The organism is Mesorhizobium sp. M0077 (assembly GCF_040322955.1).
Lineage (GTDB): Bacteria > Pseudomonadota > Alphaproteobacteria > Rhizobiales > Rhizobiaceae > Mesorhizobium.
Map to the genome: position 1 here is coordinate 1 of NZ_JAMYUL010000010.1, position 11602 is coordinate 11602.

Annotated in this window: 13 protein-coding genes; 6 read left to right on the plus strand and 7 right to left on the minus strand. The window is 64.0% G+C overall.

Going from position 1 to position 11602, the window contains the following annotated elements:
* Positions 1-353 precede the first annotated feature (353 nt).
* On the plus strand, positions 354-1529 hold the full coding sequence (locus NKJ57_RS19360; protein ID WP_352512246.1) for an MFS transporter: 1176 nt from the start codon (positions 354-356) through the stop codon (positions 1527-1529).
* On the opposite strand, the gene NKJ57_RS19365 is transcribed toward NKJ57_RS19360, so the two are convergent.
* Positions 1493-2401: a LysR family transcriptional regulator gene (locus NKJ57_RS19365; RefSeq protein ID WP_352512245.1), complete on the minus strand. Its 909-nt coding sequence runs from the start codon at positions 2399-2401 to the stop codon at positions 1493-1495. The genes NKJ57_RS19360 and NKJ57_RS19365 overlap by 37 nt on opposite strands.
* A 94-nt stretch (positions 2402-2495) precedes the next feature.
* On the opposite strand from NKJ57_RS19365, the gene NKJ57_RS19370 reads away from it, so the two are divergent.
* The 5 genes from NKJ57_RS19370 (at position 2496) to NKJ57_RS19390 (ending at position 7504) form a co-directional block, all read left to right on the plus strand.
* Positions 2496-3452 (plus strand): SDR family oxidoreductase, encoded by a 957-nt coding sequence (locus tag NKJ57_RS19370; RefSeq protein WP_352512244.1) that lies wholly within the window; start codon positions 2496-2498, stop codon positions 3450-3452.
* Between the two features lie 178 nt (positions 3453-3630).
* Entirely contained in the window at positions 3631-4491 is an 861-nt protein-coding gene (locus tag NKJ57_RS19375) for an FAD binding domain-containing protein (protein ID WP_352512243.1), read from the plus strand.
* The gene (locus NKJ57_RS19380; protein ID WP_023684040.1) at positions 4491-4973 is read left to right on the plus strand and encodes a (2Fe-2S)-binding protein; all 483 of its coding nucleotides are present in this window, start codon (positions 4491-4493) and stop codon (positions 4971-4973) included. The genes NKJ57_RS19375 and NKJ57_RS19380 overlap by 1 nt, the downstream gene beginning before the upstream one ends.
* Positions 4970-7234, plus strand: coding sequence for a xanthine dehydrogenase family protein molybdopterin-binding subunit (locus NKJ57_RS19385; protein ID WP_352512242.1), 2265 nt, complete (start codon positions 4970-4972; stop codon positions 7232-7234). The genes NKJ57_RS19380 and NKJ57_RS19385 overlap by 4 nt, the downstream gene beginning before the upstream one ends.
* 24 nt (positions 7235-7258) lie before the next feature.
* On the plus strand, positions 7259-7504 hold the full coding sequence (locus NKJ57_RS19390) for a MoaD/ThiS family protein (RefSeq protein WP_023684042.1): 246 nt from the start codon (positions 7259-7261) through the stop codon (positions 7502-7504).
* Positions 7505-7779: 275 nt separating this feature from the next.
* On the opposite strand, the gene NKJ57_RS19395 is transcribed toward NKJ57_RS19390, so the two are convergent.
* The 6 genes from NKJ57_RS19395 to NKJ57_RS19420 all read right to left on the minus strand — a co-directional run bounded on the left by NKJ57_RS19395 (position 7780) and on the right by NKJ57_RS19420 (position 11559).
* On the minus strand, positions 7780-8622 hold the full coding sequence (locus NKJ57_RS19395) for a hypothetical protein (RefSeq protein ID WP_352512241.1): 843 nt from the start codon (positions 8620-8622) through the stop codon (positions 7780-7782).
* Positions 8619-9011: a phage holin family protein gene (locus NKJ57_RS19400; protein ID WP_023693628.1), complete on the minus strand. Its 393-nt coding sequence runs from the start codon at positions 9009-9011 to the stop codon at positions 8619-8621. The genes NKJ57_RS19395 and NKJ57_RS19400 overlap by 4 nt, the downstream gene beginning before the upstream one ends.
* A complete protein-coding gene (locus tag NKJ57_RS19405; RefSeq protein WP_023693627.1) occupies positions 9008-9616 on the minus strand; it encodes a hypothetical protein in 609 nt (202 codons plus the stop codon). The genes NKJ57_RS19400 and NKJ57_RS19405 overlap by 4 nt, the downstream gene beginning before the upstream one ends.
* 260 nt (positions 9617-9876) lie before the next feature.
* Positions 9877-10332: a manganese catalase family protein gene (locus NKJ57_RS19410; RefSeq protein WP_081725537.1), complete on the minus strand. Its 456-nt coding sequence runs from the start codon at positions 10330-10332 to the stop codon at positions 9877-9879.
* Between the two features lie 301 nt (positions 10333-10633).
* Complete coding sequence (locus tag NKJ57_RS19415; RefSeq protein WP_023690511.1) at positions 10634-11050, minus strand: DOPA 4,5-dioxygenase family protein; 417 nt, start codon at positions 11048-11050, stop codon at positions 10634-10636.
* Between the two features lie 350 nt (positions 11051-11400).
* The gene (locus NKJ57_RS19420; RefSeq protein WP_023673853.1) at positions 11401-11559 is read right to left on the minus strand and encodes a DUF3309 family protein; all 159 of its coding nucleotides are present in this window, start codon (positions 11557-11559) and stop codon (positions 11401-11403) included.
* Positions 11560-11602: the final 43 nt, after the last annotated feature.

An 11602-nucleotide genomic window follows, 5' to 3' on the forward strand; every position in this document is an offset into this window, starting at 1 on the left:
ATAGTCTCGGCCCAGCCGTCATCAACAAGCGATTCGTGTGTCATCGCAGTGTAGAATCACACCCGATTCCGCAGGGCAATACCTATCTTAGCGCCTATGCCCACTTGGGGGGAGATTGGCCGTCACGCAGGCTCTAGCCAATCGCCAGCGGTGCAAGAATAAGCGAGGCGCCGAAGCCGCCAACCTCCCACTTGTGGGGGAGATGTCCGGCAGGACAGAGGGGGGCGCGAAGGAACGCTGCCTAACGGTTCCCCTTAGATGTGGCCCACAAGCTTTTCGCAGCCAAGCGCTTGACGAGAAATTGAATCGATCTAATTTGCCGCGCAAAGCCATTCTTTGACCGGATTCGGGCCATGAACGCGCAAAACACCATGCAGAGCGCCATTCGCGAGCGATGGGCCGTAGCCGCGATCTTCCTCGCCAACGGCTTCCTGACCGGCAGCTGGGCGCCGCAGATTCCGGTGTTCCTGACCCGGCTCGACATCTCGAAATTCACCCTCGGCCTGCTGATCCTTCTGTTCGGCGTCGGCGCGGTCGCGGCCATGAGCTGGTGCGGCCATCTGATCTCCAGGCATGGCTCGCGCACCGTGTTGCGCTGGTTCGGCCTGTGCGGCAGCCTCGGCCTGCTGATCGTGGCGCTGGCGCCCAACGTCCCGCTGGCGGCGATCGCCATGATCATCTTCGGCGGCTCGATCGGCGGCATGGATGTCGCGATGAACGCCAATGCGGTGGTGGTCGAGCGCCGGCTGTCCCGCGCCATCATGTCGTCCTCGCACGGCTTCTGGAGCCTCGGCGGTTTCGCCGGTGGCGGTCTGGGCGGTTACGCCATCCAGACTTACGGCCACCTCGCCCATGCGGCTGTAGTCACGGTCATTGCTTTTGCCACCATAGCCGTGGCGGTCGGCTACCTCATCGCCGAGGACAAGCCGCAGGCCGCCGAGCATCACAGATTAACGCTGCCGGCCAACCCGCTGGTCTATCTTGTCGGGCTGATGGCGCTGCTGACGATGATTTCCGAGGGCGCCGTGCTCGACTGGGCAGCGCTTTATCTCCGGCAGGAGCTCGGCGCCGACCTCGCCATCGCCGGCCTTGCCTACGCCGCCTTCTCCGGCGTCATGGCTGTCATGCGCTTTTTCGGCGACGGCGTGCGCAACCGCTTCGGCGCGGTGGCCACGCTGCGCGGCTCTGCCGTCGTCGCCGCCGCCGGCATGCTGGTCGCCGGCCTGTCGCCTTCGCCCTGGATCGCCATCGCGGCTTTTGCCCTCTGCGGCTTCGGCATCGCCAACATGGTGCCGATCATCTTCTCGGCCGGCGGCAATCAGGAAGGCATGTCGTCGGGCACCGGCATGAGCGTCGTCACCACCATGGGCTATTCCGGTATATTGGTGGCCCCGTCGGCGATCGGCTTCGTTGCCGAGCGTTCGAGCTTCGGCCCGATTTTCGTCGCCATGTCGGCGCTGCTGATCGTCGTGCTGTCGATGGCCGGGCTCGCTCACCGCGCCGAATTCGCGGCCGCCCCCGCCGAATAGCGCTTCAGCTCCTCGTACAGGAAATCCGCGACGCGGCGGATGCGCACGCTGGTGCGCACGTCGCGATGCATGGCCAGCCACACCGGCAGGCTGGGCAATGGCAGGCCGGGCAGCAGTTTCTCCAGCGACGGGTCGCTGTCCGCCAGCGGCTCCTGGCCAAGACCGACGCCGTTTCCCGCCCGCAGCGCTTCCCACAGAACGATCTGGTTGTCGGCCCTGAAGCGGAAGCTGCTTCGGGTGACGGGGATGCCGACTTGCGTAAAGCCCCGGATCATCTCGTCGCTGCGGTCGAAGCCGATCAGCGGGTGGTCGAGAAGGTCGGCGGGCTTGAGCGGGCGGCCGTACGTGTCGAGATAGGATTTCGCCGCGCAGCAGCAGAGCTTGATATCGCAGACCTTGCGCGCCGTCAGCTCGTTCTGCGCCGGCTTGACCATGCGGATGGCGATATCGGCATCCCTTCGCAGCAGGTTCTCGACCTGGTTCGAGGCGACGATCTCGACCTCGATGCCGGGCTCCTCGATGCCGAGCCGCGCCGTCATCCTCGGCAGCACATAGGCCGCCACCACCTCGCTGGCCGCAATGCGCACCGTGCCTTCGATCGCCTCGACCGAGCCCAATGCCAATAGTGAGAACGCGCTCGCCTGCTCGCTCACCGCTCTGCCGCGTTCGAACAGCGTGGCGCCTGCTTCCGTCAGCGCATAGCCGCGCCGCCCGCGCCGGAACAAGGTGACGCCCAACGCCTGTTCGAGCTCACCGATGTGACGCCCGAGCGTCGGTTGGCTGGCCGACAGTTTGCGCGCCGCGGCCGACAGGCTGCCGGTCTCCGCCACGGTGACGAAACTCTTGATCAGGTTCCAGTCGATATCTTCCATTCAATTATGAATAACAAAGCTGCATCCCTAGTCAATTTTCATTCGCATATGGAGGCATCATATTCGCCGTGCAAACACAAACACGGAGAAGAAAATGACCAAGATCGCAATTCTGGGGGCCAATGGCCGGCTCGGCCGCGTGGTTGGCAAGGCCTTCATCGACGCCGGTTTCGACGTCCGCGCCGTCACCCGCAGCGGCAAGGTCCCAGCCGAACTCAAGGGCGCCACCGCCGTCGCCGGCGATGCGCTCGACCGCGAGGCGCTGATCCGCGCCACGCAAGGCGTCGACATCATCTTCAACGGCCTCAACCCGATCTACACCGACTGGGGCAAGTGTCTGCCGATGGCGGAGAACGTCATGGCCGCCTGCCATGCCAATGGCGCGCTGCATCTTTTCCCCGGCACTGTCTACAATTACGGCTCGCCGATGCCTGAGGTGGTCACCGAAGACACGCCATTCCGTCCGACCACCGAGAAGGGCCGCATCCGCTGCGCCATGGAAGCGCTGTTTCGCCGCGAGGCCGATGCCGGCCGCGTCCGCACCATCATCCTGCGCGCCGGCGATTTCTTCGGCGGCACCGGCAGCGGATCATGGTTCGACCTCGTCGTCGCCGCTAAGATGAGCAGGGGCGTCTACACCGCGCCTGGCCCTGCCAACCTCGTGCACGAATGGGCCTATTTGCCGGACTTCGCCATCGGCTTCGTCGGCCTGGCGCGCAATCAGGGCAAGCTCGGCTTCTTTGAGGCGCTCAACTTCCCCGGCCACGCCGTCACCGACATGGACATCAAGGCCGCGGCCGAGAAGGCGCTGGGCCGTCCGCTGAAACTGACCTTCATGCCTTGGTGGGTGCTGCGCGCCGGCAGCCCGTTCGTGGCGATGTGGCGCGAGATCGTCTCGATGTCCTATCTGCGCTTCGAACCGCACCGGCTCGTGTCCGACCGGCTGGCAGGCATCATCGGCGAAGTCCCGCACACGCCGCTGGACGAGGCCGTGGCCGAGGCCTTGAAGGACATCGGCATCAGCCTCGACAATGCAAAAGACGCCGCTTAAATGCATGTCGCCCAGAAGTGTGCGCGGTTCTGGGACAACGACATGCATCAAAACAAAGACTTTAGACAAAAATCTCTCTCGCAGTGCTGGCCCAATCGCTGGAAATCAGCAACCGGATGGTCATTATGAGGAGACTGTTTATAACGGTCGGCGAGATCACCATCACCAAGGGGAGACGATGCGTTACATACGTCCGCTTTCAATCGAAGACGCCGTTGGCCTGCTGGCCGACGCTTCCGGCACATCAGCCATTCTCGCTGGAGGCAGTGACCTCCTCGTTCGGATGAAGGGCGGGTTTGTCGATCCCGACCTGATCGTCGACATCAAGGCGATCGAGGGCTTGAGCGAGATCAGGGAGACGGCCGACGGCTTCAGCATCGGCGCCACCGTCCCCTGCGCCGTCCTGGGCGAGAGCGCGGTTCTGAAGAAGGCCTGGCCCGGTGTCGTCGAAGCGGCGAAGCTGATCGGCTCCAAGCAGGTCCAGGGCCGCTGCACCATCGTTGGCAATCTGTGCAACGCCTCGCCGGCCGCCGACAGCGTCCCGGCCTTGGTGGCCGCCGCCGCAAAGGCCGTGGTTGCCGGTCCCTCGGGCAAGCGCACCATTCCTGTCGAGGCCGTGCCGATCGGGCCCGGCAAGACCTCGCTCACCAAGGGTGAGATCGTCGAGGCGATCCTGCTCGGCAAGCGGGAGCCGCGTTCGGGCGACGCCTATCTCAGGTTCATTCCGCGCACCGAGATGGACATCGCCGTGGTCAGCGCCGGCGTGAAGCTGTCGCTCGACGAGCATGGCGTCATCACGGCCGCGCGCGTCGCGCTGGGCGCCGCGGCCCCGACCGTGCTTCTGGTGGAAGAAGCAGCCGAGGCTCTCATCGGCAGGAAGCTGGACGAGGCGGCACTTGAGCGGCTCGCCAAGATCTGCGCTGGGGCCTGCCGCCCCATCGACGACAAGCGCGGCACCATCGAGTTCAGACGAAAAGTTGCGGGCGTGCTGGCCGGACGGGCCGCGACGACCGCCTACGCACGCGCAGGAGGCAAATGATGGCCGGTGTAGCAGTTTCAACGACAATCAACGGCGATCACGTCGAATACCTTTGCCAGCCCGACGAGACGTTGCTCGACGTCCTGCGCGATCGGCTCGGGCTGACCGGCGCCAAGGAAGGCTGCGGCACCGGCGACTGCGGCGCCTGCTCGATCATTCTCGACAATCGGCTGGTCTGCTCCTGCCTTGTGCTTGGCGCTGAAGCCGAAGGCCGGCATATCGAAACCGTCGAGGGCATGGCGCATGGCGATCAGTTGCATCCGCTGCAGCAGAAATTCCTCGAGCATGCAGCCTTGCAATGCGGCATCTGCACGCCGGGCTTCCTGATCGCGGCGAAGGACCTTTTGGCCAAGAACCCCGATCCGACCGAGGAAGAAATCCGCTTCGGCCTCGCCGGAAACCTCTGCCGCTGCACCGGCTACGACAAGATCGTGCGCGCGGTCCAGGATGCGGCCAATGTGATGAAGGGAGCGCACGCATGAACTTCGATCCACGCTTTTCGGGCCGCAAATTCTCCTCCGTCGGCACGCGGCCTATCCGTCCCGACGGCGTCGACAAGGTGACGGGACGCGCCCGTTACGGCGCCGACTTCAACATGGCGGGACAGCTGGTCGGGCGTGTCCTGCGCAGCCGGCATGCGCATGCCAGGATCCTCAAGATCGACACTTCGAAAGCGGAAAAGCTGGCCGGCGTGAAAGCGGTGATCACCGCCGCCGACCTGCCCGATCTCACCGATGGCGATGCCGCCATGTACGACGTCCTCGACAATTGCATGGCGCGCGGCAAGGCTCTCTATGACGGCCACGCCGTGGCCGCGGTCGCCGCCGTCGATGCCCGCACGGCAAGGCAGGCGCTGAAGCTCATCGAGGTCGAGTACGAGCTGTTGCCGCATGTGACCGATGTCGACGAGGCGATGAAGCACACCGCGCCGTTGATCAACGACACGATCTTCACCGAGGGTCTCGAGGAAAAGCCGGCAAAGCCGTCCAACGTCACCAAGCGCAGCCAGTTCGGCCATGGCGATGTCCATCAGGGCTTTGGGCACGCCGATGTCATCGTCGAGCGTTCCTTCAAGACCGAGCAGACGCATCAGGGCTATATCGAGCCGCATGCCTGCGTGGCGAGCGTCTCGTCCGACGGCACCGCCGACCTCTGGGTCTGCACGCAGGGCCATTTCGTCTACCGCCAGCATTGTGCGCAACTGCTCGGGCTGGAAGCCTCGAAGCTGCGCGTCACCTCCTCGGAGATCGGCGGCGGCTTCGGCGGCAAGACCCATGTCTGGGCCGAGCCGGTGGCGCTGGCGCTGTCGCGCAAGGCGGGACGGCCCGTGAAGCTGGTGATGACCCGCGACGAGGTGTTCCGCGCCTCCGGTCCGACCAGTGCCACCTCGATCGACGTGAAGATCGGCGCCCGCAAGGACGGCACCATCACCGCCGCCGAGGCGACGCTGCGCTACACCAGCGGCCCCTATGCCGGCACCTGGGCCGAGATCGGCGCCATGACGGCCTTCGCCTGCTACAAGCTCGACAACGTCCAGACGGTCGGCTTCGAAGTGCTGGTCAACCGGCCAAAGACCGCGGCCTATCGCGCGCCTTCCGCGCCGATGGCGGCGTTCGCGGTGGAAAGTGCCGTCGACGAGCTGGCCAAGGAACTCGGCATGGACCCGGTCGAGTTCCGCATCAAGAACGCCGCGCAGGAAGGCACCCGCTCCTCCTACGGTCCGGTCTACGGCCCGATCGGCATCGGCCCGACGCTGGAGGCGGCCAAGCACCATCCGCACATGAAGGCGCCGCTGAGCAAGAACCAGGGCCGCGGCATGGCCTGCGGCTTCTGGTTCAATTTCGGCGGCCAGACCTGCGTGGACCTGAACATCGGCATGGACGGCTCGGTGTCGCTGGCCGTCGGCACGGTGGATGTCGGCGGTTCGCGCGCGTCGCTGTCGCTGGTGGCGGCGGAGGAGCTCGGCATCGACTATGCCCAGCTCAAGGCGGTGGTCGCCGACACGTCCTCGCTTGGCTACAACGACATGACCGACGGCAGCCGCGGCACCTTCTCGTCCTCGATGGCGACCATCTCGGCCGCCCGCAACGCCATCAAGATCCTGCGTGAGCGCGCCGCCCAGACGTGGGACATCCCCGTCGACGACGTGGTCTGGGAAAACGGCCACGCCATCGCCAAGGGCGAGAAATACGGCAACCTTGCAGCCCTGTCGCTGAAGGAGATCGCCGCCGCTTCCGGCAAGACCGGCGGGCCGATCGCCGGCCACAGCGAGCTCGTCGCCGACGGCGCCGGCGTCTCCTTCGCCACCCATATATGCGACATCGAGGTCGACCCCGATACCGGCTCGACCAGGGTGATCCGCTACACGGTGATCCAGGATGCCGGCAAGGCGGTGCACCCCACCTATGTCGAGGGCCAGTACCAGGGCGGTGCGGCGCAAGGCATCGGCTGGGCGCTCAACGAGGAGTACATCTACGGAAAGGATGGGCGTCTCCAGAACGCCGGCTTCCTCGACTACCGCATCCCGGTCTGCTCGGACCTGCCGATGATCGACACGCAGATCCTCGAGATACCCAATCCCAACCACCCCTATGGCGTGCGCGGCGTCGGCGAAACCTCGATCGTGCCGCCGCTGGCGGCGATCGCCAATGCCGTCTCCAACGCAGCCGGCGTGCGCATGACCCACATCCCGATGTCGCCGCCAAGGGTCCTCGCCGCGATCGAGGCGGAACGGGGAGGCTAGGGCAAAAATGAGGTTCTTGCCCTAGTGGTCGAAGTGACGCTCTGGGGCGCGCTGGGCCAGCTCGCCGGCGGCCAGAGCAAGGTCGAGGTCGAGGCCAAGGACATCAGGGAGCTGTTCAGGAAACTGGCTGAACAGTATCCCGGCATCGAGCCCTGGATCGAGAAGGGCATCGCGGTGGCGATCGACGGGACGATCTATCGCGATACGTGGTCGAAGGAACTGCCGCCGGGGGCCGAGATTTTCCTGCTGCCGCGGCTGGCTGGGGGGTGAAGTGGGGTGTCGCCCTACGTCCCAGAGCGGACCGGCATCCTCGGTCTGCGACCTTCAAGTGCAGGTCGGTCCTCGCCTAGATACCAGTTTTGCTGACCGCGTCTTATCGGCGGCGGGTTGGCCAACAATCCAGAGAACCTGATCCGCTGGATTACTATCGGCAAGGGACATCAGTCCGCACACCGCTCTGAAGTGACTCGAGCGGGTCACCGTTTGACGGACAACACCGGCCCCTTTCTGGAGAGGCCGGCTATCGTTGATCCAGGATCATCAAGCTAGGTTTGGCGCTGAGACGTATCGGAAATACGTTCGCGCACGGCATGCTCGGTCTTGTCTGCTGTGGACTTCACGATCTCGCCGAGCTGATCGGCTATCGTGTCTGCTTCCATATCTTGCCGGCCAGCTTCCTGCTTGATGGTCTCATAGGCGTCGGCGGCGACCTGCTTGGCCTCATCGAGGCCCCTATTGAGCAAAGTTTCGGCGGAATCGCGAAGCTTGTCGCCATAGGCGCCTAGTTGCTCGTCCTCCGTTGCGGTATGGGGCAGCATTGCACCTATAGCGGCGCCGATGGCGAGACCGACGGCCGCTACGGCCAAGGGTTGATCCTCCAACAGATCTTGCGCGGAGCGGCTGGCTTTCGCCGCCATGTCCCCAGTCGTCGAGCTTGCATTGGCAGCGCTTCCCGTCAGGCCCGCCGCAGCGGCTCTTGCGGCGTTCGATATGGTGTCGCCGACGCTGGTAGCGCTCGAGGAGAGCGATTCCGCGGCGTCGGAGAGCGTGCCGCCCAAGCCGCCGCGCTCCCCTGCTGCATCATGTCGTCCCGGCGCTGAAGGCAATGGATAGCCAGCCGAACGTTGGGCGGCGTTTGAGGTACCGCTGCCGAACATCAGCCAGGCCAGACCTGCGCCCACCATGGTGACCGGCAAAGGATTGTCTCGGACCTGCGTTCTGAGATTACTGAGCATGGCCGCGCTCTCCCCTCCCGAGAACAACCCGGTGAACTCATCCAGCAATTGTCCCGGCGTCATCTTGCCTCGAATGGATTCGGCGGTCTCCATCACCCGAGCGCGAGCAGCCTCGGCCTCGCGTTCAAGTTCGGCTGCGGATTTCTCGTTCATCTCACCTGCTCCTTAATCGCGCTCGCGTCGCGCTTGAGCTGTCCCTGAGTCCGGTCGGGGGTAAGTTCCGAAGGCGCCATGCTGGCCGTCCCCGTCCGCAGCAGGATGACGCCGAGGACCGCCACGACCACACCGACCAGCAGGGAAGACCACCCCGCGCCAAGCCCTGCTCGCGTCAGTGCGATAATGAGCGCCTGCAGCAACACCAAGAGCGCGGCGAGCAGGCAAATCGCGCCGCCCAGCACTTCCGCGGCACCTGCTCCGGCTTTGGTAAGCTTTTCAGAGAGCTCGGCCCGAAACAGCCTCGCCTCGGTTTGCACCAGAGTGGTGACATTCTGGGCCAAATCGGTGACTAGCCCGGCAAGGCTGGGATTGTCCTGGTTGTTCATCTGTCCTGCTCCGCGATCTGCGTGGCCCCATCATCGCCGACCACGCCAAAATCTTGTGGACGATCAGCGGACCAACCCTGTGGCTGATCGGTGTGTGATTTGAGGCCTCCCGGAGCGGCCTCAGAATCGGGCCTTGCCGGCGGAGAAGCCTTGATGAACCGCCCGAGAGCCAATCCGGCCAACACCGATCCCGCAAGCAGGACACCGGGATTTTGCCGGCCGAAGGACTGCACGTCATCAAGGACTTGGCTAAAGGGCTTCTGTTTCAAGGACGATGAAAGCCGCTCAAGGCCACTGGCAGCATCCAAAGCGAACTTCGATGCGTTCCTTTCATCGTTGCTGGCAAGGTGATCGCTGGCCGCTCGCAGTGCACCACCCAACGCCGCCAAGCTCGATCCGATGTCGCGCTGCGCCTCCTCCGCCTTGTCGGAGATGACCTGCGTGGCTTCAGATGCATAGTCGCCAGCCTTACGGGTCACCTCGTCCCGCGCGTCGTGAAGCAACTCGCTGGCACGCTCATTTTCCTGGCGAAGTCTTTCGGAGACGTCGCTTTTCGCCTTGTCGAAATCGGTGGGCTGTCCACCCTGATCCTTCTCATGCTGCATGAGGCCACCTAGTGAAAACCGAGGAAGGAGAGGACCGCGAGCACGACGACGATAAGGCCGATAAGATAGATTACACTGTTCATGTGCACGTCCTCCGTAGCTTTCCAACTTCGACGAACCTGCGATGTTCCGTAAGTGAGAGCATTTATCTCAGCCGAAACGAAGAGCTTCGTCAGGCACGCACCCAGTCAACAGTGAGTTGACCTGTCCCTCGTGGGCAGGAGCCGAGTGCCGGCTGCCTCCTGTATTGCAATGTTTGCCTATTCGGCGGCCCCGCCTCGGCGTACCGGCGACCAGGGAGAACTCTCCCTTGCCGTCCATCGACGGTCCATCCTCCAACGGCCCCGCGCTGGTTCGATACCTTCGACGAAGCAATTGATGAAGGCATAGGATACGTCCTGATACACACGGGAAGGAGTTGGGACCGGCAGAAACGCGTTAAGTCCGCCCATGTCTTCAATGGCCGTGAGCCACTGCTGTGGGTGCATGGTGTCGCGCGCAATAAGGAAGGACACGATGTCCTTCATGCCGGGATCGTTGGTCATGTTGTACAGGCGGGTAGCAAGTACGCGGCCACTTCCTTCCGCAGTGACGTTTGCGACCATATCTGCGCAAGATTGCCGCCGGCGTAGGGATGCGAAGCATTGAAGGGAAACGCCGTTGGCGTTTTCAGGCAGTGCGGCCAGGCCGGTCGACAAGATTTGGCGGACGTTCATCCCGTTGAGGGCCGAGCCGCCGACCTGTCGGGGAAAGGCGGTAGCGCTTCCGCGACCACCTTACCCCCGCTGCTTTGACGCCATGCCCACCAGCTCGCCGACTCTGCGGCTGGAGATTGCACTCATCGCTAATGACTGCTGGGCGTACTTTTCTGGGGTGGATCGTGCCGGTCCGCCTGTACGCTCGAATTTCTGCCTTTGGGATTCCGCTGGGGCCAGCTCAAAGACCTGAGGCATGCCTGAGCTAGGCTACTGGTGAACGCGTCTCCAAGGCCAAGTCTCTACTTTGCAGAACGCCTCCCTACGCCCCCAACGTCGGCTCCGTATTCACCTCCAGCGCCTCTTCCGCCTCATCTTCCTCGCCGAGCACCTCCCCATGCACCCCCAGCGGCCGGCCGATCCAGATCGGATCGACGAGATGGTCGCGTTTGGGGTTGGTGGTGTTGGGGTGGATGAGAATGCTCAGGCCGCCGTGGTTCAGCATCAGCCATGGGACCAGCGTGGCGAAGATCTCGGTGGCGAAGGAGACCTGGTACATGGCCTGCTCGTGCGGGCCGACCGGCTCGTCGCGCCAGTTGCCCAGGCGCACGCGAAAACGTTCGCCGATGCGCAGGCGCAGCCATTCGGCGTGTTGCCGCTCGGCTTGGCCGTCATAGTAGATGTGGGCGTGATAGCTGGCGATCTCGGCGAGCGGCCTTGGCGGGTTGGCGGTGTTCACCTTGATGGCTCCCTCGGCGATTATGGTGCGGGCAGCGTATACGCAAGGGGGCGGGGTGGCCAAGGGGGGCACAGCGTGTGCTCGTCATCTCGATTTCGGGCCAATCGCATATGGAGCTCCCCCGCTCCGTCTCGGCTTCGCCCAGCCACCTCTACCCCCACATTCGTGGGGGAGAGGAAATGCTAATCGCCAAGATCGCTGCCTTGAAAAGCTTGGCATTTCCTCTCCCCCATGGACATGTGGGAGAGGTGGCCGCGAAGCGGACGGAGTGGGGGCGGGCGCCGCCGTATGCCTATTGCCAGCACTTCATCGGGCGAGGACCCGCTGATCGCAGAGGTCTCTTGCCCCAATCAAACCCTGCCCATCAGCACCAGGATCAGCAGCACCACCAGCACAATGCCGACGATGCCCGATGGCCCATAGCCCCAGGAGCGCGAATGCGGCCAGGCCGGTACGGCGCCGATCAGGATCAGGATCAAGACAATGATGAGGATGGTGCTGACGGTCATTAAGAGTCCCTCGCCTTGCTGGTCGGATACGAGGGGACAATGC